General features: G+C 65.0%; 27 protein-coding genes. 10 read left to right on the top strand and 17 right to left on the bottom strand.

What is annotated here, in order from left to right; genetic code table 11:
• Nucleotides 1-21: 21 nt before the first annotated feature.
• From N826_RS04910 to N826_RS04925, 4 genes are all read right to left on the bottom strand, one after another.
• Nucleotides 22-492: a metal-dependent hydrolase gene (locus N826_RS04910; protein ID WP_052830837.1), complete on the bottom strand. Its 471-nt coding sequence runs from the start codon at nt 490-492 to the stop codon at nt 22-24.
• A 145-nt stretch (nt 493-637) separates the two neighbouring features.
• Nucleotides 638-1,477 carry an alpha/beta fold hydrolase gene (locus tag N826_RS04915; protein WP_044426246.1) on the bottom strand — a complete coding sequence of 280 codons (840 nt, stop codon included), beginning with the start codon at nt 1,475-1,477 and terminating at the stop codon, nt 638-640.
• Between the two features lie 28 nt (nt 1,478-1,505).
• On the bottom strand, nt 1,506-1,754 hold the full coding sequence (locus tag N826_RS04920; protein ID WP_044426247.1) for a hypothetical protein: 249 nt from the start codon (nt 1,752-1,754) through the stop codon (nt 1,506-1,508).
• 74 nt (nt 1,755-1,828) lie between these two features.
• Nucleotides 1,829-2,740: an aldose 1-epimerase gene (locus N826_RS04925; protein WP_044426248.1), complete on the bottom strand. Its 912-nt coding sequence runs from the start codon at nt 2,738-2,740 to the stop codon at nt 1,829-1,831.
• A gap of 148 nt (nt 2,741-2,888) precedes the next feature.
• Between N826_RS04925 and xylB the strand changes: the two genes are divergently transcribed.
• Entirely contained in the window at nt 2,889-4,364 is a 1,476-nt protein-coding gene (gene xylB, locus N826_RS04930) for a xylulokinase (RefSeq protein ID WP_044426400.1), read from the top strand.
• A gap of 69 nt (nt 4,365-4,433) precedes the next feature.
• A complete protein-coding gene (locus N826_RS04935) occupies nt 4,434-5,255 on the top strand; it encodes a class II glutamine amidotransferase (RefSeq protein WP_044426249.1) in 822 nt (273 codons plus the stop codon).
• Between the two features lie 17 nt (nt 5,256-5,272).
• Here the strand turns inward: N826_RS04935 and N826_RS46290 are convergent, their stop codons facing one another.
• The 4 genes from N826_RS46290 to N826_RS04950 all read right to left on the bottom strand — a co-directional run bounded on the left by N826_RS46290 (nt 5,273) and on the right by N826_RS04950 (nt 8,770).
• A complete protein-coding gene (locus tag N826_RS46290) occupies nt 5,273-5,359 on the bottom strand; it encodes a small membrane protein YohP (RefSeq protein ID WP_445009340.1) in 87 nt (28 codons plus the stop codon).
• Nucleotides 5,360-5,441: 82 nt separating this feature from the next.
• Nucleotides 5,442-6,374: an allantoinase PuuE gene (gene puuE / locus N826_RS04940; RefSeq protein WP_211099208.1), complete on the bottom strand. Its 933-nt coding sequence runs from the start codon at nt 6,372-6,374 to the stop codon at nt 5,442-5,444.
• A 521-nt stretch (nt 6,375-6,895) separates the two neighbouring features.
• Nucleotides 6,896-8,089, bottom strand: coding sequence for a ChaN family lipoprotein (locus N826_RS04945; RefSeq protein ID WP_169789285.1), 1,194 nt, complete (start codon nt 8,087-8,089; stop codon nt 6,896-6,898).
• Nucleotides 8,090-8,182: 93 nt separating this feature from the next.
• A complete protein-coding gene (locus tag N826_RS04950) occupies nt 8,183-8,770 on the bottom strand; it encodes a PQQ-dependent catabolism-associated CXXCW motif protein (protein WP_044426251.1) in 588 nt (195 codons plus the stop codon).
• Between the two features lie 112 nt (nt 8,771-8,882).
• Between N826_RS04950 and N826_RS04955 the strand changes: the two genes are divergently transcribed.
• Together N826_RS04955 and N826_RS04960 are read left to right on the top strand one after the other, a co-directional pair.
• Nucleotides 8,883-9,722 carry an ABC transporter ATP-binding protein gene (locus N826_RS04955; protein WP_084720484.1) on the top strand — a complete coding sequence of 280 codons (840 nt, stop codon included), beginning with the start codon at nt 8,883-8,885 and terminating at the stop codon, nt 9,720-9,722.
• A gap of 67 nt (nt 9,723-9,789) precedes the next feature.
• Nucleotides 9,790-10,542, top strand: coding sequence for an SDR family NAD(P)-dependent oxidoreductase (locus N826_RS04960; RefSeq protein WP_044426252.1), 753 nt, complete (start codon nt 9,790-9,792; stop codon nt 10,540-10,542).
• Between the two features lie 40 nt (nt 10,543-10,582).
• Here N826_RS04960 and N826_RS04965 read toward each other — a convergent pair whose 3' ends face one another.
• Nucleotides 10,583-11,014: a GFA family protein gene (locus tag N826_RS04965; RefSeq protein ID WP_044426253.1), complete on the bottom strand. Its 432-nt coding sequence runs from the start codon at nt 11,012-11,014 to the stop codon at nt 10,583-10,585.
• A gap of 309 nt (nt 11,015-11,323) precedes the next feature.
• Between N826_RS04965 and N826_RS04970 the strand changes: the two genes are divergently transcribed.
• On the top strand, nt 11,324-11,908 hold the full coding sequence (locus N826_RS04970) for a hypothetical protein (protein ID WP_147040115.1): 585 nt from the start codon (nt 11,324-11,326) through the stop codon (nt 11,906-11,908).
• A 45-nt stretch (nt 11,909-11,953) separates the two neighbouring features.
• Here the strand turns inward: N826_RS04970 and N826_RS04975 are convergent, their stop codons facing one another.
• On the bottom strand, nt 11,954-12,793 hold the full coding sequence (locus N826_RS04975) for a universal stress protein (protein WP_044426256.1): 840 nt from the start codon (nt 12,791-12,793) through the stop codon (nt 11,954-11,956).
• Nucleotides 12,794-13,084: 291 nt separating this feature from the next.
• On the opposite strand from N826_RS04975, the gene N826_RS04980 reads away from it, so the two are divergent.
• Nucleotides 13,085-13,543, top strand: coding sequence for a ferritin-like domain-containing protein (locus N826_RS04980; RefSeq protein WP_044426403.1), 459 nt, complete (start codon nt 13,085-13,087; stop codon nt 13,541-13,543).
• A gap of 75 nt (nt 13,544-13,618) precedes the next feature.
• Here N826_RS04980 and N826_RS04985 read toward each other — a convergent pair whose 3' ends face one another.
• A complete protein-coding gene (locus N826_RS04985; RefSeq protein WP_044426257.1) occupies nt 13,619-13,831 on the bottom strand; it encodes a hypothetical protein in 213 nt (70 codons plus the stop codon).
• A 159-nt stretch (nt 13,832-13,990) separates the two neighbouring features.
• On the opposite strand from N826_RS04985, the gene N826_RS04990 reads away from it, so the two are divergent.
• Nucleotides 13,991-14,452: a hypothetical protein gene (locus N826_RS04990; protein WP_044426258.1), complete on the top strand. Its 462-nt coding sequence runs from the start codon at nt 13,991-13,993 to the stop codon at nt 14,450-14,452.
• Here N826_RS04990 and N826_RS04995 read toward each other — a convergent pair.
• Nucleotides 14,432-15,412 carry a 2-hydroxyacid dehydrogenase gene (locus N826_RS04995; protein WP_044426259.1) on the bottom strand — a complete coding sequence of 327 codons (981 nt, stop codon included), beginning with the start codon at nt 15,410-15,412 and terminating at the stop codon, nt 14,432-14,434. The genes N826_RS04990 and N826_RS04995 overlap by 21 nt on opposite strands.
• Nucleotides 15,413-15,558: 146 nt before the next feature.
• Here N826_RS04995 and N826_RS05000 point away from each other — a divergent pair, with 146 nt between their 5' ends.
• Nucleotides 15,559-16,389 (top strand): cell envelope integrity EipB family protein, encoded by an 831-nt coding sequence (locus N826_RS05000; protein WP_244619418.1) that lies wholly within the window; start codon nt 15,559-15,561, stop codon nt 16,387-16,389.
• Between the two features lie 16 nt (nt 16,390-16,405).
• Here the strand turns inward: N826_RS05000 and N826_RS05005 are convergent, their stop codons facing one another.
• Nucleotides 16,406-17,794, bottom strand: a complete 1,389-nt coding sequence (locus tag N826_RS05005) for a DNA polymerase IV (protein WP_063772191.1) — start codon at nt 17,792-17,794, stop codon at nt 16,406-16,408.
• Nucleotides 17,795-18,096: 302 nt separating this feature from the next.
• On the opposite strand from N826_RS05005, the gene N826_RS05010 reads away from it, so the two are divergent.
• Both N826_RS05010 and N826_RS05015 read left to right on the top strand, forming a co-directional pair.
• The gene (locus tag N826_RS05010; protein ID WP_044426260.1) at nt 18,097-18,510 is read left to right on the top strand and encodes a response regulator; all 414 of its coding nucleotides are present in this window, start codon (nt 18,097-18,099) and stop codon (nt 18,508-18,510) included.
• Nucleotides 18,511-18,547: 37 nt separating this feature from the next.
• A complete protein-coding gene (locus N826_RS05015) occupies nt 18,548-19,942 on the top strand; it encodes a PleD family two-component system response regulator (protein WP_044426261.1) in 1,395 nt (464 codons plus the stop codon).
• A 153-nt stretch (nt 19,943-20,095) separates the two neighbouring features.
• Here N826_RS05015 and rpmG read toward each other — a convergent pair whose 3' ends face one another.
• The 4 genes from rpmG to rnr all read right to left on the bottom strand — a co-directional run bounded on the left by rpmG (nt 20,096) and on the right by rnr (nt 24,675).
• The gene (gene rpmG, locus N826_RS05020; RefSeq protein ID WP_044426262.1) at nt 20,096-20,263 is read right to left on the bottom strand and encodes a 50S ribosomal protein L33; all 168 of its coding nucleotides are present in this window, start codon (nt 20,261-20,263) and stop codon (nt 20,096-20,098) included.
• 133 nt (nt 20,264-20,396) lie between these two features.
• Nucleotides 20,397-21,968 carry a S41 family peptidase gene (locus N826_RS05025; RefSeq protein WP_044426264.1) on the bottom strand — a complete coding sequence of 524 codons (1,572 nt, stop codon included), beginning with the start codon at nt 21,966-21,968 and terminating at the stop codon, nt 20,397-20,399.
• Nucleotides 21,944-22,354 carry a DUF983 domain-containing protein gene (locus N826_RS05030; RefSeq protein ID WP_052830839.1) on the bottom strand — a complete coding sequence of 137 codons (411 nt, stop codon included), beginning with the start codon at nt 22,352-22,354 and terminating at the stop codon, nt 21,944-21,946. Before N826_RS05030 ends, N826_RS05025 begins: the two co-directional genes overlap by 25 nt.
• A 71-nt stretch (nt 22,355-22,425) precedes the next feature.
• Nucleotides 22,426-24,675: a ribonuclease R gene (gene rnr / locus N826_RS05035; RefSeq protein WP_084720486.1), complete on the bottom strand. Its 2,250-nt coding sequence runs from the start codon at nt 24,673-24,675 to the stop codon at nt 22,426-22,428.
• Nucleotides 24,676-24,678 lie beyond the last annotated feature (3 nt).

Here is a 24,678-nt window from a genome sequence, read left to right on the forward strand (position 1 = left end):
TTCCCCGTTCGAATTCTTCGATCAGCATGCTCCCATCGATCGGGCGAAGAGCCAACCCGCCACCAGCGTCACCAGGGCCTGTTCAGCGAAGGAGCCTGTTTTGACCAGCGGAAAGGCGAAGGTACGGCGTAGCGGCCATGCGAGGCACAGGCCTTGCGGCGTTATCAGGTCGGCCGCCAGATGACTGGCATAGCCGATGACGAAGGGCAGGGTGTGATGCCATTGCTGACCGTCCCAGCGCAGGCAGGCGATGCAGGCGGCGACGGCGACGATCGAATGGGTCACGCCCCGATGGCCGAACAGCTTTGAAACCGGTACCGAAATGACTTTCACGCGGCGGCCGACCCAGGATTTCGGGTGGTCGATATCGGGGCTCAGTGATCCTGCCACGGCCAATCCCAGGGCCACCGGGTCGAGCAGCGGCAGACCCATGTCATGGGCGATGTAAAGCCACGCTGCCGCTCCGATCAGGACATGCGAGCCGGCCATCATGGCGCGCCGGTGTCCGAGTTATCCCGATCTGCCGGGAGGCGTTGAGAGACCATCTGAGAGACATGCAATAAAATGTTGATTCCATTGCGAGTCTATCTGGTTTATCCACAGAACTAAAGCTGAACAATCGGGTTTTTTGGTGGCATCAGGAGGCCAGGAAATCCCTCACTCGGCCGATCTGATCCGGCACGTTCAGCGCCGGCGCATGACCGCATGCGGGCACGGTGACGAGCGTCGCGCGCGGGCCGGTTTCGGTCATGCGCTTCGCCGGATCGGGCAGCAGCAGATCGGAGTCGGCGCCGCGCAGAAGGAGCGTCCGGGCGCCGATCCGCTCATAGTCTTCCCATTGGTCGTAGTCGCGCGGGTGACCGGTAAACTGCTGTACGATCTTAGGATCGTAATGAGCGGTGATCCTGCCATCGTCACGGCGGCGGAACGATGTCCGCGCCATATGGCGCCACTGGGCTTCGGATAAATGCCCGTAGGGCAGGTAGGCCTTGCGCAGCCAGCCTTCCAGCTCCGCCATGGTATCGAACACCGGCGGATTGCCGACATAGGCGAGGATGCGTTCCACGGCCGGCGCCGGGAGTTCCGGTGCTATGTCGTTGATGACGAGGTGGGTGATCCGGTCGCGAAGCGGACCGCCCGCCATCCTGACGCCCAGGGCGCCGCCCATCGACGTCCCGACCCAGCGCATCTGTCCCACGCCGAAATGATCGCACAGGGCCACCGCGATCCTGCCGTAGCTTTCGAAGCTGTAGTCGCTTGCGGGATCCCGCGCCCATTGAGATAGGCCCCGGCCGATCTGGTCTGCCGCCAGCACGCGGTAATGGGGCGCCAGCGCCTCGGCGAGGTCGCGGAAATCGGCGCTGCTGCGGGCCAGCCCGTGCCACAGGACGACGGTCGCGGACCGCCCGGCTCCCCATTCCGTGACGGCGACCTCATGTCCTTCGAGGATGGGGAAATGCAGCAGTGGTTGGCCCATGGCGGGTTCCTAGCTCGGAGAAGCGTGTTCAGGACAGGAAGGGGAACAACCCCATGACGGCCGCGACCACGCTGTCGTAGCAGGTCAGCGTCGGACTGAACATCACCGCCAGGGCATCCGTCGTCTTGCCGTCCCAGGCGAGCCCGGCCGCGGTGAAGCCGGCGTCCCACAAGCCGGAGCAGCCGCTCGCGATGGTGTTGAACGCGGTCCCGGCGTCGTTGGCGAAGTCGTGGGCCGCATCGGTCGCCTTGTTCAGAGTCTCGGTCGTCTCGTTCACGGTCGGTCCTGTCGCGTCTCGTTCGGATTGAAGCTCAGATATCGCGACGCCCGAGCATTGTTCAATCCCGCGTATCAGCGCAGGCTGGAAACCTTGAAGCGGATCGTGCCGCCGAAGACCTGTCCGGGTGCCAGTTCCGCGAAGCCGGTCCCGCTTTCCCCCGTCGCCGCCCGGTTGACCGCGTCGGTCATGTGGCTGACCGGCTCGAAGCAGAAGTAGTCCTGGTGCGCCGGGACGTAGATCACGGCATGCCGGAACGGCGGCGTGGCCTCGACCGTCAGGCGCGTCCCGGCGCTGGGCCAGTCGATGGCGGCAAGCCCGCTCCAGCCGGTGAAGTTGTTGTCCAGGACGGCTTCGTCCAGCGCTATCCCATGTGGGAAATCCCAGCCGATCGGAAGGGGCACGCGCTCGACCGGAATGTGCCGGTCGTCGCCCAGCCATACGCCATCCAGCTCTGCCGTCAGGGTCGTCCCAAGCGGCTTAGGGAAGTAGGGATGCAGCCCCAATCCCGCCGGCATGGGGAGGTCGCCCAGGTTGGCCAGCTCCAGCGTGATGCTCAGGCTATCCTCGTCCAGGTGGAACCGCTGCGTCGCCCGGTATGGATAGGGCCAGCAATCGGCTTCATGCGAGAACGAGAGGAGCGCCGTCTGGTCGTCCTGCTCGACGACGTTCCACGGAGTCTTCCAGCCGTGGCCGTGGATCACGTCCTGGATGAAGGGAGCGTTAGGCGGCAGGTCCACCGCGCGGCCGTGGAAGACGAAGTGGCTGCCGGCAATCCGGTTGGAGAACGGCACAAGCGGATGGCAGGACATGTCGTTGGGATCGGAGCGGTCGATCCCCTGCGGCTGAGCGGGACGCATCAGGTGGATGGGCGGCTGCTCGTCCCGGTACAGCATCAGCCGGGTGATCGATCCGCCGCAGGACGGACTGATCCCGCATTCAAGGGGGCCGTGCCTCAGGACGATCGAACCTGCCGGTGATGCCATGGGGTGCCTCGGATGCTGCTGCGGCGTTGTGGAGACCGGCGGATATGACATAGCCTGCAAACAAATGAAAGCCGTGTCGGCAAGATCTGGCAACAGACGGATGGCGATCGGCGAGTGGCGATGGGCAAAAGGGCAGGGAGGCGGGACCGTGTATCTCGGGATCGATTTAGGGACATCGGGCGTCAAGGCCGTGCTGGTGGACCACGACCAGACCGTGGTCGCGCAGGCGACGGCGCCGCTGACCGTGTCCCGTCCTCGCCCGTTGTGGTCGGAACAGGACCCGGAAAGCTGGTGGCAGGCGACCAACTCCGCGGTGACCGAACTCCGGCGCTGCTATCCCCGCGACATGGCCGAGGTAACCGGCATCGGCCTGTCGGGCCAGATGCACGGCGCCACGCTGCTCGATGGCCGCGACCGGGTGCTGCGGCCGGCCATCCTGTGGAACGACGGGCGCAGCGGAGCCGAATGTGCCGAGCTGACCCGCCGGGTTCCGGAGCTTCCCCGTATCGCCGGCAACCTTGCGATGCCGGGGTTCACCGCGCCGAAGCTGCTCTGGGTCGCCGAGCACGAGCCGGAGATCTTCGGCCAGATCGCCAAGGTGCTGTTGCCCAAGGACTATATCCGCCTGCGCATGACCGGCCGTTACGCTTCCGATATGTCCGATTCGGCCGGAACGCTCTGGCTCGACGTCGCCGGCCGCCGCTGGTCGCCGGAACTGCTGGACGCCACCGGCCTGGACGAGGACGAGATGCCCGAGCTGTTCGAGGGCACCGAACCGACCGGCCTGCTGCTGCCGGAGGTCGCGTCCGCCTGGGGTTTGGGCGATGCGGTCGAAGTCGCGGGCGGGGCGGGCGACAACGCGGCGGGGGCCGCCGGGGTAGGGGTGCTGAAGCCCGGATCGGCTTTCCTGTCGCTCGGCACCTCCGGCGTCCTGTTCGTAGCCAATGCGGGGTTCGCGCCTAATCCGGACCGGGGCGTCCATGCCTTCTGCCACTGCTTTCCCGGCCTGTGGCACCAGATGTCGGTGATCCTGAGCGCCGCCAGTTGCCTGACCTGGGTCACCCGCCTGACGGGAGCCGCCGGTGAAAGCCAGCTTCTGGCGGAGGTCGAGGCCGCCGGGCGGAGCACCGGATCGCTGCTGTTCCTGCCGTACCTGTCGGGCGAGCGTACGCCCCACAACGATCCCCACGCGAAGGGCGTCTTCTTCGGCCTGACCCATGAACATACCAGGGCGGACCTTGCCCGCGCGGTGCTGGAGGGAGTGGCCTACGCCTTCGCCGACGGACAAGGCGTCCTTGGCGAAGCGGGCACCGAGATCACCAGCGTCTCGGTGATCGGTGGCGGCGCCCGCAGCCGCTTGTGGGGCGGCATCCTGGCCGACGTGCTGGGCAGGCCCCTGACCTACCATGCGGGCGGGGATGTCGGGCCGGCGTTCGGCGCTGCCCGGCTGGGGCGTCTGGCGGTGACAGGAGAAGACCCGCTGACGGTCTGCACTCCCCCAGACAGCGACTTCGTGAGCGAACCGGATCCGGAAGCATCCGAGCGGCATGCGGCCAAATTGGCACTGTACCGGGGCCTATACCGCAACCTGCAAGAAATGTTTCGGGTCCAGGCATCGACATAATTCCGCCATGGGGTTAACCTTACCTGATTGGGTGAGCCCCATGAGACCGAACGATATTCCGGAGTGAGCATGTGCCGTTGGCTGGCCTATCAGGGCCGTCCGATTCCAATCGACACTCTTCTTTTCAAGCCCGTCAACTCGTTGATCCACCAGTCGCTTTCCGCCCAGCGCGGCCATGTTCCGACCAATGGCGACGGGTTCGGCCTTGGATGGTACGGCGAGCTGAGGAAGCCGGGCCTGTACCGCGACACGATGCCGGCTTGGAACGACTTCAACCTTCGTTCCCTGTCGGAGCAGATCCGGTCCAGGCTGTTCTTCGCCCATGTCCGGGCATCGACCGGGACGTCGACGGCGCGGGTCAATTGCCATCCCTTCCGCTACGACCGCTGGCTGTTCATGCATAACGGCCAGGTCGGAGGCTGGCCGATCGTCAGACGCGAGTTGGAGAACCTGATATCCAACGATCTCTATCCCTTCCGCGAGGGCAGCACCGACAGCGAGGTGATCTTCTACCTGCTGCTGTCCAACGGCGTGGAAGAGAACGTCGATGCCGCCTTCGCCCGCACCTGCCGGCAGGTCGAGGGCGTCATGGCCGCCCATGGCATCGTCGAGCCGTTCCGGATGACCGCCTGTCTGACCGATGGCGAGCGCCTGTTCGCCCTGCGTCATTCCAGCGACCACGCATCGCCGACGCTGTTCCATGCGTCGGGTGGCGGCATCAGCGTCGATCAGGGATGCTGCCGGTTCGAGAGCAGCCAAGGCGACGTGCTGGTCCTGTCGGAGCCGCTCGATGCCATCGAGGCGGTGTGGCAGGAGGTGCCGGAGGGCTACATCCTGTCGGCCAGCGGCGGCAGGGTCGAACTCCACGCCCTCGACCTGAGCCTGGACTAAAGCGGCCTCTTCCTCGGCTAGAAGATCAGCGTCAGCAGGCCGATGACGACCAGCAGGCCGATCAGGAAGATGATTCCGATTGCTCCGCCTAAAAGTCTGAACATGCCCTGTCGTCTCCTTCGCGCCGTGCTTGCTGGTTCCGAAAAAGCCAACACCGACGGCGCGAAGGGGTTCCTCCCGCAGGCATCAACCCTTGGATGAGACCGGCCGGTAGGGATGGTGCTCGATCCAGTGGTTCGCGATATCGATCCTGCGGCAGACCCAGACGCTGTTATGGCTCTGGATGTAGTCGAGGAAGCGGGCCAGGGCGGCGGCGCGGCCGGGACGCCCGACCAGCCGGCAGTGCAGTCCGATCGACATCATCTTCGGCTTCGAGGCCCCTTCGGCGTAGAGGACGTCGAAGCTGTCCTTCAGGTAGCTGAAGAACTGGTCGCCGGAGTTGAAGCCCTGCGCCGTGGCGAAGCGCATGTCGTTGGCGTCCAGCGTATAGGGCACGATGAGCTGCGGCCTGCCGTGGCTGTCGTCCCAATAGGGCAGCTCATCCGCGTAGCTGTCGGCGTCATAGACAAAGCCCCCTTCCTCCGCCACCAGCCGCCGGGTATTGGGGCTGCACCGGCCCAGATACCAGCCAAGCGGACGGCTGCCGGTAAGCTCGGTCTGGACCTGGATGGCGCGGAGCATGTGGTCGCGCTCTTCCTCCTCGCTCATGTACTGGTAGTCGATCCAGCGCCAGCCATGGGTAGCGATCTCGTGCCCCGCCTCCATCATGGCGGCAACGGCGTCCGGGTTGCGCTGCATCGCCATCGCAACGCCGAAGACCGTCAGCGGCAGCTTCCGTTCCCCAAACATCCGCATCAGCCGCCAGAACCCGGCGCGGCTGCCGTATTCGTAGATCGACTCCATGTTGACATGGCGCACGCCCTTGAGCGCCTGTGCCCCGACGATCTCCGACAGGAACGCTTCGGAAGCGGCATCGCCATGAAGAACGCAGTTCTCGCCGCCTTCCTCATAGTTCATCACGAACTGGACGGCGATCCTGGCCCCGCCGGGCCACTTGGCGTCGGGCGGGTTGGCGCCGTAGCCGACCATGTCGCGCGGGTAGTTCTGTTCTATGGACATATCGTTACCTCCCGTCCCTTCTTATCCCCGGTAGGGGTGCCATACAAGCGCACGGGATGACGGAAGACCTTCCGGAAAAAACCTGTGGATGGTCATCGAATGTCACTGTTTCGGGCTGAACGTCATCATTTTCGGGGAGAGCGTCACTACCGGCGTCACTGTGATGGGGGCGGCAGTGATGGCAGAGGAGGGCGACCGCGCGCGAACTGTCGGCGGATCGGACCCGCCGGAGCGTTTTTGGTGATTCACGATGTCAAAGAACCGCTATCTAATACCAACGGCATTAAACATTGACCGGTCTGGAGCATTAGATGTCGGGCTGAAGAGGCCCGACCTACGCCAGCGTGCTTTTGCCCACGCTTGGTTTTGTAGGTCGGGCCTCTTCAGCCCGACATCTTTGCCGGAACTCACATGTCAATCTTCAATGCGGTTGGTATAGGACGGCTGCGACTTTTACCAAAAACAAATTAGGAATTCAATCCCTCATATAATCGGGCAGTTACACGGCAACGCCCCTTTCTTCATAAACCAGGGAACTTCGCCACGACCTCTCGCGTCGCACCCTCCCGCCGCACGCTCAGCGGCAGCCATGTACCCGGCGCCTGCCGGCTGACGATTTCGACCAGTTTGCCGACTTCGCTGGTCGGCGTCCCGGCTGCCGCCAGGATGATGTCGCCGGTCTGCAAGCCTGCGGCCGACGCTACGCTATCGTTGGCGACGGACTCGATCCGGATGCCGCCTTCCTGCGGGGCGAGGCTGACGCCGAGGCGGGGACGCCATGAAGGTTCTTCGGTTTCCGGGTCGGCGGAGACGCCGAAGACGGCGTCGGCCAGGGCCGGTGTCAGGTCGGCGCAGGGGCGGTTGGCGGCCCAGGGGAGAAGGACAACGTTGTCCTGGAGGCCGAGGGCGTTCAGCTGGTGGGGGACGCCGTGGCGGTTTTCCAGGTGGCCGCCGCCGATGATGCCTACCGCGAGGGATCCCGCCTTTCTGTGGGCGGCGGCCAGACCTTCGGCGAAGGCGCGGTCCCATAGGACCTGCACGTCGCGGAAGCGCTGGAAGGCGGGATCTTCCTTCACCTCGGCGGTGGCGCCGCCGGGACGGCCGTGGGCGGCGTAGATGTCGGCGAGGAAGTCGGTGTAAGCCTCCGATGCGGCGGCGGGGTCGCCGATGCCTTCGCGCTGGTCGGCAGGGACCTGTGTCCAGCCTTCCTTGCCGACGCGACTGGTCAGGGCGCGCTCGACATTGAGGGCCGTGACCGGAATGCGGTTCATCCGGGCGAAATGGAGGATCGGCATGTAGAGCTGGCTGTCATAGCCCCAGACGGTTCGCCAGTCGGTTTCTTCCAGGAACTGCCGTTCGGTCGTCTCGCCGGCAATCCAGCGGTCGAGGGCCGGCTGGACCCGGCGCGGGAACATCTCCATGCCGATGACGAGATCGGGGCGGTAGGCATGCAGTCCCGCCAGGGTTTGAAGCTGCCAGCGGTGCTGCTCGGCGCTGTCGTGGCGTTCGCCCAGCATGACGACGGCCGACCCGGCGGCCCGCTGGAGGAGTTGAGGCCCGGGAACCGTTCCTTTGGACGGTTCGACCCAGCCGGCCTGGGGAACGCAGGTGGCGGAGGAAGCGGGCGGTGGCTCTGCTGCCTGCGCCCATGTCATCGGCGCGAAGCCGGCCAGCAATGTGGCGGCGGTGGCTGCTACAGCGATCGATCCTCGCACCGGCACCATCCTATTTTCCGTTCAGGCTACCCTGACATGTAGTGTGGGGCGCGGTCACGGCCATACCGGTAAGGATGGCTCATCGCGTGGGGCTCATGGCCTGGATAGGGGAATGGGATCGACCAACTCGGTCGGCAGGTCGAACTGCTGCCAGACCTCGATGCCGTCACGGTACCAGTAGATCCGGGTATAGCCCCAGGACAGCGCCCGCTTGGCGGCGTTCCAAGACATCCAGCAATCCGTGACGCAGTAGAAGAGCAGGGGAGTGCCGGGGTTGCCATCCGTCAGGCGTTCCAGGTTGGCGCGGAAGTAGCTCTCGATTTCCGGCTTGAGAATGCCTTCGCCGGTTTCGGGCAGCCATGTGCTGCCCTTGATGGCGACATGCGGCTTGGCGACCAGCCACTTGCCTTCCAGGCCGGCCGATTCGCCGCGCGGCACCTTCATGACGTCGATGAACAGGACGGTGCCGGTGCGATACAGGGCTTCCGCTTGTTCGAGCGTGACGGTCGTGGCGCCCGGCACTTCGGCGGGGACGGGGGCACGGTAACGGTCCAGGCGGTACCCGTCAGGGACAGGCACGTCCGAGCCTGGGCGGGTGTCGGGGGAAGCCGGAGCCGCAACTGCCGGCAGGATCGTGATAAGGAGCGCCAGTGCAGGCAGCCAGCAACGTTTCCGCGTCATCGTGCGAGCCAAGCACGAAGGCGGCGGCGGGGGCCAGTGCATCGATAGTGGCATAGGCGTCACGGAGCTTAACGGCTATGCTGCCGCCTTGGCGTCTGATGGTAGTCCACGCATGACAGCTTATTCCTCCCGACACGTCTCTCCGCATGTCGCCCAGCCTGTCGCCCAGTCTGCCGATGAAACGGCGGACCGGTCTGCGGGGCCGGGCCTATCGATCGAGATCGACAGCAAGCGGTATCCCCCGGTCGGCGATGCTCCGGCCCATGTGGCGATCCAGGGCTTGCGCCTGACGGCACGGCGCGGGGAGTTCGTGGCCCTGGTCGGGCCGTCCGGGTGCGGCAAGACCACCACCCTTAACATCGCCGCAGGGCTGGACAAGGATTTCGAAGGCCGCATCGGCCTGCCCACGGCGCCGGGCCGCAGCCGTCCCGTCCTTGGCTACATGTTCCAGAACCCCCGCCTGCTGCCGTGGCGCACGGTCTATCAGAACCTGGCGCTGGTCCTGGACGGCGGCGCCGACGACGACGAGCGGATCGCCGCGCTGCTGGAGGCGGTCGGACTGACCGCCGTCCGCGACCAGTATCCCAGCCGCCTGTCGGTCGGCATGGCGCGCCGCGCGGCGCTGGCCCGCGCTTTCGTCGTTCAGCCGGACCTGCTGCTGATGGACGAGCCGTTCGTGTCGCTGGACGAGTTGACGGCACAGCGGCTGCGGGCGCTTATGCTGGATGTCTGGCACGCGCGGCCGACGACCGTGCTGTTCGTCACCCATAACCTGCGGGAGGCAATCCAGCTTGCCGACCGGCTGGTGCTGCTCTCCGCCGCGCCGACCCGCGTCCTCGCCGACCTGCCGATCGATCTTCCCCGATCGCTGCGGAACGACGAAGCCGCCGTCGAGGCCTTCCGTGCGGAACTTCTAAGCAGGGCGGGGCCGGCTTTCCGGCTGCTGGGCTAGAACTTACCGGCTGAAGCTGGCAGGCCGAACTTGGCAGCAGTCCCGGCGATGGAGTAATGTCGGCGGCATGTCCGACACGCCCGTTCCCGAGAGAAAAACCGTCATCCTGACCGGCGCCAGCCGGGGGATCGGCCACGCCACCGTCCAGCGCTTCAGCCAGGAGGGCTGGCGCGTGATCACCTGCTCCCGGGAGGAGATTCCGGAGGACTGCAAGGCCGATCCAAACTGGACGCACCATATCGCCGCCGATCTGGGCGATCCCGACAGCCGGTCGGAATTTGTGCGGGAGGCCAACAAGGTGCTGGCTGGCGGGCCGCTGCACTCTCTGGTCAACAATGCCGGCGTGTCGCCGAAGACGCCGATCAAGGAGAGGCTGGGTTGCCTTAACGGCGATCTCAACGCGTGGCGCGCGGTGTTCGAACTCAACTTCTTCGCGCCGCTGGTCTTGGCGCGCGGGTTCGCCGCGTCGCTGGCCAAGGGAAAGGGCGCGATCGTCAACATCACGTCCATCGCCGGACACGCCGTCCACCCCTTCGCCGGTTCGGCCTACAGCACGTCCAAGGCGGCGCTTTCCGGGCTTACCCGCGAAATGGCGGTCGAGTTCGCCGATCTCGGCGTCCGCGTGAACGCCATCGCTCCGGGGGAGATCGAGACGGCCATGCTGTCGCCCGAAACCGACATCCTGATCCCGCGCATCCCGCTGCACCGGCTGGGCCAGCCCTCCGACGTCGCTTCGGCGATCTTCTATCTCAGTTCGGCGGATTCGAACTATGTGACGGGGACCGAGATCTTCGTCACCGGCGGACAGCATCTCTATTAGAGCAGTCGGTGGACCGGTTACTGATCGGGCTGAAGGTTTTCTATCCGGGCGGTTCTTCCGCATGGATTTCAGCACCTTCCGGGATCAGGATCCCCTGGAGCTTTCGGGATGCCCAGATGTGCTTGGCTTGGGATAGGTCTGGCGGGATGTCGAGCGAGCCGCCCTTGATGCTGACCGTCGGATCGCGATCGGGATCGCCGTGCCATAGGCGTGTTCCGCATCGCGGGCAGAATGCACAGTCGAGGGTGCCTGCGACGGAGGCATGCCTGGTCCATATCCGGGGCGTGCCGGACAAGCGTACCAGATCCGAGCTTTTGACCATCACCGAGATGCCGAAGGCGGAGGACGATTGCTTCCGGCATTCCCGGCAGTGGCAGACATAGAGATCGACGAGTGCTCCAACGACCCTGTAGCGGATCAAGCCGCATTGGCATCCGCCTTCCATAAAGGTTTCGGTCGGTTGCTTCGTCATATCCTGCTGACCCCGCTGTCCAGGACGAAACGCTTCAGGTTATCGATTCCCGGATGCTCTTTTCGGTTCGCCATACTAACCGAACCATCGCCGCATTAACCACTTATCGCGCTCCTCGAGGCTTTGACATCGCGATGTTCAGCTCGACATGATGCTTGCTTAACAAAAGTGTCATGAGGGATGGACGGAGTGGTAGCGGTCGCCGGGAGCAGAGTGGAAGCGGAGGGGCGAAGCCCAGCCCGAAGCGGATCAAGTCTGAAGTGGTTGATGGCCGCTTTGTTATGCTCCCTGAGCGTTGTCGTACTGTCTGTGATTCAGACAAGTTTCACTTACGAAGAGCTGTTCAACGATCCGGCCGACATCATCGGCTTTCATCCCTTTCTCGGTCTGGTTTCCATGCTGGGGCTGTTCGGGTGGGCGGCCGCTGCCGGGGTGTGCTTTCTCAGCTATGCCGTGATTCGGGAGAACAGTTCGCCCTATCTCCGGCGCTTCTTCCTCGCTGCGGGGATGTTAACCCTGTTCCTGATGGCGGATGACGCCTTCATGCTGCATGAACAGGTATTGCCGAAAGGCTTCGGCATCCGGGAGCGCTATATCAAGCTGGCCTACCTGGCGGCGGCAGGCGCCTTCGGCCTTGTATTCATCAAGCAGTTGATCGGCAACAGCCCGATGATCCTGATCGCCTCGGGCTTGTTCTTCGCCGCCAGCTTCACCTTCGACAATCCGGTGGTGCTGAACTTGCTCGGCTCCTTCGAAAGCGGCTTCGTGCTTTACGTGATCGAGGACGGATGCAAATTCACGGGCATCCTGCTCTGGCTGACATGGCTGTTCCGCACCAGCCTCCAGACCATCCAGGCGCGGCCCGGCCACAGGGGCGAAGCCAGGGGCCTTTAGGGCAGGAGCCATTTCGGAAGAACCTTGTGCGCCGTGCCGATGCCGTCAGTGGGCCAGCAGCACCGGCACGTTCGACATCGCCAGGATATGGCTGGTGGCGCCGCCGAAGATCATCTGGCGGAGCCGGCTCTGCGTGTAGGCGCCCTTGATCAGCAGATCGACCTCCAGCGCTTTCGCGTGCTCCAGGATCGTCTCGCCGACGCCCCGGTTCTGCGGCACGTGCATGGCCTGGGCTGGAACGCCCGATCTGGTCAGATAGCGGGCCGCTTCCTCGGCCGACGGACCTGCCACCATGCCGCCTTCGACGGACAGGATGAAGACCCGTTCGGCCCGTTCCAGGAAGGGCCGGGCGAAGGCGACGGTCCGTGCGGTTTCCGTGCTGGCGTTCCAGGCTATCATAATGGAGTCGCCGATTCTCTGCGGCGCCGTCGGCGGCGCTACGAGGACGGGCCTGCCGCCGTCGAACAGGGCCGCTTCCAGCGTGCTCATGCGGGGCGGCGTCGCTCCCCGTGACGGTTGGCCCAGTACCGTCAAGTCGAACAGACGGGCGTGCTGGCCGATAAAGTCGTCGCCGGGCGGGGCTTCGATCCGGAATGTCGCCCAGGGCTGGCCGGTGCCGGCGCCGCCGTCCAGCGGAACGTCGTGGCGGTTGAGGAAACGTTCGAACTCCGTCCGGCTGCGCTGGATGCTGTCCCAGTCCTCCTTGCGGAAGTCCTCGACGACGTATGGCGCCCCCATGCCGGTCGCAGCGATGATCCCGGCGAAGTCGGGCCGGACATGCAGGCCTTCCATATGGCTGCCGAAACGCCGCGCCACCAGCAGGGCCGTTTCCAGCACCGATTCCAGCAATTCGCTTTCTTCGACCGGGATGAGGATGCTTTTCATGGTCCGGTTCCCCCTGATGTTTTCGGATCGGTCGTCATTTCCCCATCCAATCATCCGACGGGGCGGGCCGGCGCGCAACAGTCTTTGGCGCCGGTGCTCGTGCCGGAAACGGCGCGCCGGGAGCCGGCACTCCGCAAAGTAAAGACGGGTCTGTATAGTTAACAACCAATAAATGGCTATGTCAAATCGTCACGCGGCAGCTGGTTGAGAGGATCGGCGCAAGACAAAGGGCTGGACTGGCCTTAATCTCGGGGCCAACCCGTCTTTCCCACTGTCCAAGCTGGTTTGATCATGAATGACGTCGCTGAATTCCTAGCCTATGCGATCAAGCTGGAGGAAGATGCCGCAGCGCGGTTTTCCGATCTGGCAGAGTCGATGAAGACCTACGGCAACCGCGAAGTGGCTGAATTTTTCGGCAAGATGGCCCATTTCTCGCGGCTGCATCTGGCTGAAGCCCGCAAGCGCTCTGGATTCCACACGCTGCCGGACATGAAGCCGGAAGATTACAAGTGGCCGGACGACGAGAGCCCGGAAGCGACTTCCATGGAAGGCTCCCATTATCTGATGACGGCGGAATATGCGCTCGCCCTGGCTCTTCAGAGCGAGGAGAACGGATATGCCTTCTACCAGAACGTCGCCGTCACCACCAAGGACGTCGAAATCCGCACCATGGCGGAGGAGTTCGCCGAGGAAGAGGCGGAACATGTCGCCGAGTTGAAGAAGTGGGTCAAGCGCTACGAAGCGGCGTGACGCCACGGACGTAGTGCGGGGCTCGGCACGAACCGGGGATGGATGTCCCCTGTCCGTGCCGCGATTCGCCGTAACCTAGGCCTTCAGGGCGGCGTAATCGTACTCGTACGTCTTCTCGTCCGGCTTGAAGCCCTGGAAAGCGGAAATCACGTCCTCAAGGCTGACGCCTTCGGGGACATTCTGTATTTCATAAACAACGGACGATCCGCTTGTCGGACCGACATCGGCGGTACGGTGCGCTTTTGTGATAGCGCCTTCGCCGGCTACCTTGATCATGTACGATGCCATATGCGTGCTCCTGTTTTGATCAATGTCTATACTTGCGATCTGAGGGTCGGGCCATTTTCTGACCTTGTCCTAGGTTAGCAGGTGCCGGGGCGCGGCACCGCGCGACAAGTTGCCCGCTGCTCCGACCGTTCACAGACATTTCCCTTTGGAAGCACACGCATGTATGATCGTGCCGCATCGGGAGGTATCGATATGGATGCGGCTATCGTCATATCATCTATCATATTCATGTATGTCGTTTCAGTATACAACCGTATGCAAAAGCATTGGCAGTCGGTGCTGGAAGCTTTGGCCAGCGCCGATACCGAAACTAGACCTGCAACCGGAACTGCGGCGGGGCCCGAACAGGATCTTCTGCGCCGGGAACGGTGCTATGCCAAGATCGCGGCCTACAACACCTATCGCGCACAGTTCCCGCAGATCGTGTTGAGCCGGCTGGCCGGTTTCAGGGCCGTGGAGTTTCCGGCAGCCGGGCGCGCGGCGCCGCCGCAGCCCGGAGCCGAGATCATCCAGCTGGAGATCGCCGGTCCCCGCAAGCTGCGTGACCCTGCCGCGGATCCCCGGCGCCCGCTGGCAGGCGGACGCGGTTCCGGGGGCGGCTCAGACGACGCGGTTGGGTAGATCCCGCCCGGCGAAGAAAGCATCCAGGTTGTTGAGCGCCGTGAAGCCCATGGCGTCGCGGGTCTGGTCGGTGGCGCTGCCCAGATGCGGCAGCAGGAAGGTGTTTGCCAGGGGGGCATAGCCGGGGTGAAGCCGAGGCTCGTTCTCGAACACGTCGAGTCCGGCGGCCGCCAGCTTGCCGGAGGCGAGCGCCGCGATCAGGGCTTCGTCGTCCACCACGCTGCCGCGCGCCGTATTGACGACCACGGCGCCGTCCGGCAGGCGGGCGATGCGTTCGGCGTTCAGCCAGTGGTGGGTTTCCGGGCTGGCGGGGCTGTGGATCGACAGGAAATCGGCGACGGCCAGCAGGTCGTCGGCGTCGGCGTGGTAGACGGCGCCCAGTTCCTCGCCGGCCGGAAGCCTGCGACGGTTGTGGTAGTGGATCTCCATGTCGAACCCGCGCGCGCGCCGGGCCACCGCCTGACCGATCCTGCCCATGCCGAGGATGGCCAGCCGCTTGCCGGTGACATGGACCCCGACAAGGTGGGTCGGTGCCCAGCCTTCCCATCGGTCTTCGCGAATCAGCCGTTCGCCTTCCGACGCGCGCCGGGCGGCGCCCAGCAGGAGCAGCAGGGCGATGTCGGCGGTGGCGTCGGTCAGGACGCCGGGGGTATTGCTGACGACGATGCCACGTTCCTTGGCCGCAGCCAGATCGATATGGTCGGTACCGACGGAGAAAGTCGCTATCATGCGAACCGAGTCGGGCAGGGCGCGTATCAGGTCGCCCGGAATCTTGTCGACGGCACTTACCATAACCGCGTCTGCGCCCTTGGCCTTCGCCGCGATCTCGTCCGGGCCGTAGGCGTGGTCGTCGTCGTTGACGATGATCCGATAATCGCGTGCGGCGCGGGCCGTCACGGCATCGGGGAAGCGTCTTGTCAGGAGCAGGACCGGGAGTTTTGTCCCATTCGGGTGATTCATCGGGATATCCTCCGCTGCCGAAAATCGATGTTTATGGGTGAAACGCCAAAAAAGGTTGCGCCGGGTTTTTAGGGCGCGCGAAAATACTATGCTTGTTCATGAGCTTCACGCCGTAAACCGCCGTAAAACAATTTGTGGTCACCACCTTGAAAGATTTCCGATCCGCCGCCCGAACCGTCGCCCTGGCGCTGGTCGGAGTGCTGACATCAGTACCCTCGGCGCTGCCGGCTCCGGTCGCCCCCGCCGCCGTCGAGATCGCCCCGCACCGGGCGATCTACAAGATGTCGCTGGCCTCCGCGCGCAGCAGCAGCACGGTTTCCGACGTGCGCGGGCAGATGATGTTCGAGTGGGCCGACGCCTGCGACGGATGGACCATCGAGCAGCGCTTCCAGCTTCGCTTCCTGTACACCGAGGGCGATCAGGTCGACATGACGACCAACTACGCCACGTGGGAGGCGAAGGACGGCCAGTCCTACCGGTTCAACGTGCGGAAGCTGGTCAATGGCGAGGTGGACGAGGAGCTGCGCGGCACCGCCGAGTCCCGCGAGGGCCGGCCGGGCATCGCGCGTTACCTGAAGCCGGAGGCGCAGGAGATCGAGCTGCCGGGCGGCACCATGTTCCCGACCATGCATACGATCCAGCTCCTGCGCCATGCGAGGGCCGGCGACAAGGTGTTCGCGACCACGGTTTTCGACGGTTCCGACACCGATGGCGCGACGGAGATCAATACCGTGCTCGGCCTCCGGAAGGAGCTGGCAAACGACAGCCGCTTCGACGCCAAGCTGTTCCACGGGGCGACCTGGCCGGTGAGGATGGCTTTCTTTCCGCTTACCAGCGAGGAGGCGGCGCCGGAATACGAAATGAGCCTCAGCCTGCTGGAAAACGGCGTCGCGCAGTCGATGCTGATCGACTACGGCGATTTCACGGTGACCGCCGTGCTGGAGAAGCTGGAGTCGATGCCCAAGCCACGCTGCTGACGGGGCCGCGGAGCGGCTATCTGCGCCGCTTCCGCCTGTACAGCCGCTCGAATCCCGGCAGCATGGGGCTGGGATTGCCGCTCGTGACGAAGCTTCGCCGTGGATCGGGAGCGGTTGCGGGCACCGGAACGTCGGGCGCCGGTTCCGCCGGCGGGTCGGCGCGCGGTGCAAGCAGGAGTTCCGGGGCCAGCAGGTCGGGCATATCGGACCGGTCCAGCGGCGTGAGGTCGGCACAGCCGACTCCGATCAAGCGATAAGCGATGCCGGACGTCTCCCGCTCCAGCAGCGGCATGACGGCCTCGAAGACGGCTTCCGGCTCCTGCGTGGGTGCTCCGATCCTGCGGCTGCGGGTAACCAGCCTGAAGTCGCCGGTCTTGAGCTTGAGCACGACCGAACCGCCGAGCAGTCCGGCCGCCTTCATCCGGCGGGATACCGTCTCGCACAGGGGCCAAAGCCGGTTCCGCAGGTCGCCCAGGTCGGAGATATCCCGGCTGAAGGTCGTTTCCGCCGAAATGCTCTTGGTCTCCTCGTCCGGATCGACCGTTCGCAGGTCCTCGCCGCGGGCGAACCGGTACAAGCGCCGGCCCATGACGCCGTAGCGCTTCATTAGCCAGATCTCGTCGCGGTCGCGCAATTCGGCGATGGTCGTGATGCCGTCGTGCTCCAGCTTCGACTGGAGCGCCGCGCCGACGCCCCAGATCAGGCCGACCGGGCGAGGTCCCAGGAAGACGAGGGCCTCGGCCCGGCCGATCGCCTTGAAGCCGCGCGGCTTGTCGAGGTCGCTGGCCACCTTGGCGAGGAACTTGTTGTAGCTGAGCCCGATCGACGCGGTGATCCCGATCTCGGTTTCCAGCCGGCGGACCAGCAGGATCAGCGAACGGGCAGGGCTCAGGCCCAGGGAGTCTTCGGTCCCCGTCAGGTCGAGGAAGGCCTCGTCGATCGACAGCGGCTGGACGAGCGGTGTCAGCTCCAGCATCGTGGCGCGAACCTGCCGGCCGACCGCCTGATACTTCTTCATGTTGGGCGGCAGGACCACCGCATGGGGGCACAGCGCCATCGCCTTGAACATCGGCATGGCGGACCGGACGCCGTACAGGCGGGCGACGTAGCAGCAGGCCGCCACGACGCCGCGCTGGCCGCCCCCGACGATCACCGGCAGGTCGGCAAGCGCCGGGTTGTCGCGCTTCTCCACGCTGGCGTAGAAGGCGTCGCAGTCGATATGGGCGATCGAGAGCGAGTTAAGTTCCGCATGACGCGTCACGCGGCGCGATCCGCATTCCCGACAGCGCGGCCGGCGAGGCGGTACGGGAGCGCCGCAGTCGCGACAGAGGCCCGGCTCCGCCACGATGCGGGAGCGGCCTTCGAGCGTGCGTACCTTTTCGGGATCCTCAACCTGTTCGTTCATATTGTGATATCGTAATCATTCCGGTGCCTTGCCGGCTCGACTGTACGTGGACGGACATGGGGTAGCCGTGTAAGGTGTCATTGTGCCTCAGGCGTGGACGTAGCGCCACGCTGTTGCCCTTTAATGGTCTCGTTTGTCGTATGTCTTTCGTGAACGCGAAATCCCTGCAACATCTGCGTGGTAACTACACCTTAACCTTCGCCTTATAGAAGTGGGTGTAGGTGTGCGGCCGTCGGTACACTCGGGCCTTCCTGGCAGAAAGCCGTGGCAGTGCTGGTTGTAAGGGTTCATGGAGAGTTATAATGTCGGTCGGTCAAGTTTGGGGCGGCGTTGAATCCTCAGGCTCCGCGAATGCGAAGCGGGTGCTGATCGTGGAAGACAACGAACTTAACATGAAGCTTTTCCATGATCTGCTGGAGGCGCATGGCTATGCCACCTTGCAGACCAAGGACGGGATGGAAGCGCTCAAGCTGGCGCGTCTCCATCGGCCGGACCTGATCCTGATGGACATTCAGTTGCCGGAGGTTTCCGGGCTGGAAGTTACCAAGTGGATCAAGGAAGACGACGACCTGAAGGCGATTCCCATCATCGCGGTGACCGCATTCGCCATGAAGGGTGATGAGGAGAAGATTCGGGAGGGGGGATGCGAGGATTACATCGCCAAACCGATCTCCGTTGCGAAATTTCTCGAAACCGTTCAACGCTTCCTGAGCTGACGGGGCTCGGATGGAAGCGGCCGGAAACTGAGGGGCCATGTCGGCGCGCGTTCTCGTAGTTGACGACGTCCTGCCCAACGTAAAGTTGCTGGCGGCGAAGCTCACCCGCGAATATTTCGATGTGATTACGGCCTTCAATGGACCGGAAGCGCTCGAACGCATCAAAAAGGAAGCACCTGACATCATCCTTCTGGACGTCATGATGCCAGGGATGGACGGATTCGAGGTGTGCGCGCGCATCCGGGCCGATCCGACCACGATGCATATTCCGATCGTCATGATCACCGCCTTGTCGGATGCCGCCGACCGTGTCCGCGGATTGGAGGCCGGCGCCGACGATTTCCTGACCAAGCCGGTCAATGACATCGCCCTGTTCGCCCGCGTCCGGTCGCTCGTGCGGCTGAAGATGATGATGGACGAATGGCGTTTGCGCGAATCGACGTCAGGACAGTTCGGCATCCTCGATCAGACCACGACCGTCAAGAACGAGACGGCGGCGAATGCCCGCGTGCTCGTGATCGAAGACAGCCCGATCGATCTGGACAAGATCGCCGAGACCCTGCGCCGGGATACCGACAGCGTGGTGGCCGCCGACACGTCCGCCAAGGCGCTCGACCTTGGCATGTCGGAGGACTTCGAGCTGATCATCGTCAGCCTTACCCTGCTCAATGAGGATGGCCTTCGTCTCTGTTCGCAGCTTCGCAGCCACGAACGGACACGGCAGGCGCCGATCCTGCTGATCGCCGACGAAGGCGATCTGAGCCGCGTCGCGAAAGGCCTGGAACTTGGCGCCAACGACTATCTGCTGAAGCCGATCGACCGGAACGAGCTTCTGGCGCGGGTCCGCACTCAGGTCCGGCGCAAGCGCTATCACGAAAAGCTGCGGCATAACTACGAGCAGAGCCTGTCGATGGCTCTGACCGACAGCCTGACCGGGGTCTTCAACCGCCGCTATGTCAGCGCCCATCTGCCGCGCCTGCTGGAGCGGAGCTGGGAAAGCCAAAAGCCGGTGGCGATCCTGATGTTCGACATCGACCACTTCAAGGCCGTCAACGACACCTACGGCCATGGCGTCGGCGACGAAGTCCTGCGGGAAGTCGCGAACCGGACGAACCGCAACCTCCGGAACTTCGATCTGGTGGCGCGCTACGGCGGCGAGGAGTTCATCGTCGTCATGCCCGATTCCGATCGGGACGCCGCCTACGCGGTCGCGGAGCGTCTGCGCCGCCGCGTTGGGGAGGAGACCTTCACGGTGTCGGCCGATGTCGGCGAGATCACGGTCACGATCAGCATCGGCGTCGCCGTGGTCGACGGCGTGGGCGACACCGCCGAGGCGATCCTGAAGCGCGCCGACGATGCGCTCTATCAGGCGAAACGCTCCGGCCGGAACCGCACGGTGGCATCGGGAGTGGCCGAAGCGCCGGTCGGCTGAAGCCTTGGCGGTGCCTGAATCCCGCCCGGATCGATGGTCCGGGCGGATGATCCGGGTAGATGGAAATCGAAGACCTGAGCCGAAGATGCAAAAGCGAAAAGGCCGTCCCGAGGGACGGCCTTTTCTGTGTCTGCGCCTGATGTCGGCTTGGACTTACTTGATCTTCGCTTCCTTGAAAGCGACGTGCTGACGCACGACCGGATCGTACTTCCGGAACTCAAGCTTCTCGGTGGTCTTGCGGGGGTTCTTTTTCTTCACGTAGAAGAAGCCGGTGCCAGCCGAGCTGACCAGCCGAATGAGAACGGTGTTCTGCTTCGCCATAACTCTACAATCCCGTGTTCGTCCGCGATGCCCCAGGATCGCGTTGACCCGGTAGCACGACAAAGTGAGTGCGGAAGATAGCCAGCACGGGGCTCATGTCAAGTCCCCGCACCGTCCTGCGTCCAAGATGTTCTCACCGTTCGGCCAGAAGCGTGGTCGAAAGCTGCAAGGCGCGCTGATAAAGCCCCTTGTCAGCCAGCAGCTGGCGCGCGACCCGCAGGTCGAGGTTGGCTTCGTGGATCTTCCAGGGGCAGGAGGCGCGCAGCTGGTTGAGCGCCGATTCGTCATCGGGCGCGGCGGCCCGCCAGCTCGCCAACGTGCCCGGCATGCCGAGCTGCCCGGCCCTCAGCTGGCTGATGACGGCATCGGGGTCGCTCAGGTCCTTGCTGGTGCAGATCGTCGGCGTGACGCCCTGGCGGTGCAGCGTGTAGCCGGACGGCGCGTAGATCCTCGACCATGTCAGGAAGAGCTCGCCGTCGTTGGGCAGCCGCGTGACGGTCTGGACGCTGCCCTTGCCGAACGACGATGCGCCCACCACCACGGCCCGGCCGCTGTCCTGGAGCGCCGCCGCGACGATCTCCGACGCGGAGGCCGAGCGGCCATCCACCAGCACGATCAGCGGCAGCCCGTCCAGCTGGTCGTCCAGGGTCGCCTCGAAGCGCTGGATGCTGTCGGGATGGCGGCCGGCGGTGGAAATGATCTGGCCCTGCGGGATGAACAGGTCGGCAACCGCGACGGCCTGATCCAGCAAGCCGCCGGGATTGCCGCGCAGGTCGAGCACGAAGCCGATGGCCTTCTTGCCCATCTGGGTGCGGGCGACGTCGATCGCCTCGCGGAGGTTGAGCGATGTCGCGGCGTTGAACCGCTCGATCGACAGCACGGCGATGCCGTTGTCGATCGACATCGCCACGGTATTGGGGATGACCCGCTCGCGTCGGAGCGCCACCCGGCGGCTCTGCGCGCCGTTCTCGGTCGCGACCGTGACCAGTACCAGGGTCCCGGTCGGTCCGCGCAGGCGGTCGCGGACCTCCTGCAGGGGCATATAGGATGTCAGGTCGCCGTCGATGGCGATGACGGCCTCGCCGGTCTTCAGGCCGGCGCGGGCGGCCGGCGCGTGGCCGACCAGTTCGGTGATGAAGAACTTGCCGTCGCGCTCGTCGACTCCGATGCCGATCCCGCCGTAGCCCTCGCGCTGGGCGCGCTCGTTGCCGGCGCGCTTGGCGCTGGTGTAGCGCGAATAGGCGTCCAGGTCGGCCATGATGGCGTCGAAGACGGTCTGGTAGATGTCTTCGGGAGAGGCCTGCCGGAGCGGCGTCGAAGACAGGCGGGCGCGTTCGATCGCCTGCGCGGTGACGGCGGCCCAGCCGCCCGCGTCGTTGGCCGGCGGCGCCGTGAACTCGCCGATCGGGTGGCCGTTGCTGGTCAGCCTGACCATGCTGGCCGACCGGTCCACCGAGATGGACTGGTCCATCCGGGTCAGCCCGCGCAGTCCGTCGGTCGTGATCTGCCCCATGTCCACGGGGTTCAGGTAGATCTCGGCGATCCTGCCGTATCCCACCGCGAAGACCTGTTCGCCCACCTGGGGGCCGGGCGGCTGGGCCGCCAGCGAAGTCGGGTCGGCGGTGCATCCCGCTATCAGCAGGACGCTCAGCAGCAGGCCGGGAATTCCCCGCCGCGACCTCAGCTTTTCATCCGAAGTGCCCATTGCGCTCCGATTACGGCCCCCTTGATCGGGGGCAACAAGGCCAAGGTCAACAGCAGAGTGACCGGCACCCAGGTTACCATATGCACCCAGGAAGGCGGGTGCACGTTCTGTTCCAGCAGAAGCATGCCCGGTACGACGATATGTCCCACGACGAAGATCGTGAAGTAGGGCGGCGCGTCGTCGGCACGGTAGGCGTCGGTTTCCAGTCCGCAGTGCGGACATTCCGGAACCACGGTGACATAGCGGGAGAACAGGTGGCTTTCCCCGCAGCGCGGGCACAGCCTGCGGATACCCCGCAGAAGCCCTTTCCAGAACGAACCGGGCGGCGGAGCGATGTCCAGCCGGTCGGCCGCGGTTTCAGGCTGCTGGAGGGGCGATATGTTCATGGATGTAACTTTTAACACGAATCGGCGAATTTGGTAGAGGAGCCGACGGTACTTTCCTATCTGCCACGCGCCTATCTGCCACGAGGATGAGCGCGCGACCCTTTGGCGCGCTCCTTCCGCGCCATCTTTCCTCCGCCTCCCTTGCGCAGCCATTCCGGCGTCGAGTCGTCCGGCTCCAGCAGGGCGAACAAGGTGCTTCCCAGCACGGCATCGGCCTCCGTCAGCTTGACCTTCACGGCGGCGCCCAGCCGGTAGACCTTGCCGAGGCGTCGTCCGACCAGCGCATGCTCCTTCTCCCGGTGCTCGTACTGGTCGTCGGGCAGGGTGCTGACGGGGACCAGTCCGTCGGCGCCGGTCTCGTCCAGCTCGACGAACAGGCCGAAGCGGGTGACGCCGGTAATCCGGCCGCTGAAGGTGGCGCCGACCCTGTCGGCCAGGAAGGCCGCCGTGAACCGGTCCACGGCATCCCGTTCCGCCAGCGCCGCGCGCCGCTCGGTCGAGGAGATGTGGTCGCCGATCTCCGTCATCCGGGCCGCCTCGTTGTCGTCCAGACCGCCCGGACCCAGGCCGAAGGCGCGGATCAGGCCGCGGTGGACGATCAGGTCGGCATAGCGGCGGATCGGCGAGGTGAAATGGGCGTAGCGGCGCAGCGCCAGCCCGAAATGGCCGATGTTCTCCGGGCTGTAGGCGGCCTGCGCCTGGGACCGCAGGACGACCTCGCTGATCAGCGACGCCTCGTCGGTGCCGCGCGCCCGGTCCAGGATGCGGGTGAAGTCGGCCGGCTTCAGCGTTCCCTTGTTCAGGCCGTAGCCGAGGCCTTGCAGGAAGCTCCGCAGCGTTTCCAGCTTGTCCATCGACGGCTGGTCGTGGACGCGGTAGAGGCTGGGCATGCTTCGCGCTTCAAGAGCTTCCGCCGCCGCGACGTTGGCGCAGATCATGAACTCCTCGATCAGCCGGTGGCTGTCGAGCCGCTTGCGCGGCGTGATCTCCACGACGCCGCCGCTCTCGTTCAACCGGACCTGCCTTTCCGAGAGGTCGAGTTCCAGGGTGCCGCGCCTGATACGGGCGGCGTTAAGGACCTCATAGGCCGCATACAGCGGCGCTATGACCGTGTCGAGCAGGGGGCCGGCCGTGTCGTCGGCACGGCCTTCGCGGGCATCCTGAACCTGCTCATAGGTCAGTCGCGCCGCCGAGCGCATCAGGCCGCGGACGAACTGGTGCCGCTTCAACTCGCCCTGGCCGTCGATCCACATGTGGACTGCCATGCAGGCCCTGTCCTCGCCGGGACGAAGCGAACAGAGGTCGTTTGACAGCGCTTCCGGCAACATCGGCACGACGCGGTCGGGGAAATAGGCCGAGTTGCCGCGCCGGAAGGCGTCGCGGTCCAGCGGCTTGCCGGGCCGGACATAGAAGGCGACGTCGGCGATGGCGACGACGATGTGCCAGCCGCCTTCGACGTCCGGATCGGTCTCCGCCCAGACGGCATCGTCGAAGTCGCGGGCATCGGCGCCGTCGATGGTCACCAGCGGGATGTCGCGCAGGTCGATGCGGCCTTCCAGCGTCGGCTTTTCGGCACGCTCCGCCTCTTCCAGCGCCGCTTCGGAAAAGACGGTCGGAAGGTCCTGGCCGTGGATGGCGATCAGGCTGATGGAGCGCGGGTTGGCGATGTCGCCCAGCCGCTCGACCACCTTCGCCTGCTTCATGCCGAACCGGCTCGACGGCAGCACTTCCGCCACCACCAGTTCGCCCGACACGGCGTCGCCGGAGTGGGCCGGAGTGACCAGGAACTCCGCTCGCTGGCGCTTGTCGGTCGGACGCAGGCGGGCGCCGTCCGGAGTCATCTCGTAGATGCCCAGTACCCGAGCCGAACCGGTCTTTTCCAGCTTGCGGATCGTCCGGCCGCTGTAGGTGCGGTCGTTCTGCCGTTGAAGCTGAGCCAGTACCCGGTCGCCGGGCAGCAGGGCAGGGTGCCCGCGCCGTTCCGGCTGCATGAAGATCTTCGGTGGCGGCTCTTCGGACGTCCAGGCGATGGGCCGGGCCAGCACCTCGCCGTCGGTGTCGATCTCGACCACTTCGAGCACGCCGACGGCCGGCAGAGCCGCCGGGGGAGCCAGCCGGCGGGCGCGGTCGCGTTCGACGCTGCCGTCGCTTTCCAGCTCCTTCAGAAGGGCCTTGAGAGCGATGCGGTCGTCGCCGCGCAGGTGGAACTCGCGTGCGATCTCCCGCTTTCCGACCGGTACGGGGCTGTTGCGGATAAAGGACAGAACCTCCTCCCGGCTGGGGAAGGAGGCTGCTTTCCTGGAGGGTTCTTCGTCGGTCAATGC

The organism is Skermanella aerolata KACC 11604, from assembly GCF_000936425.1.
GTDB lineage: Bacteria > Pseudomonadota > Alphaproteobacteria > Azospirillales > Azospirillaceae > Skermanella > Skermanella aerolata.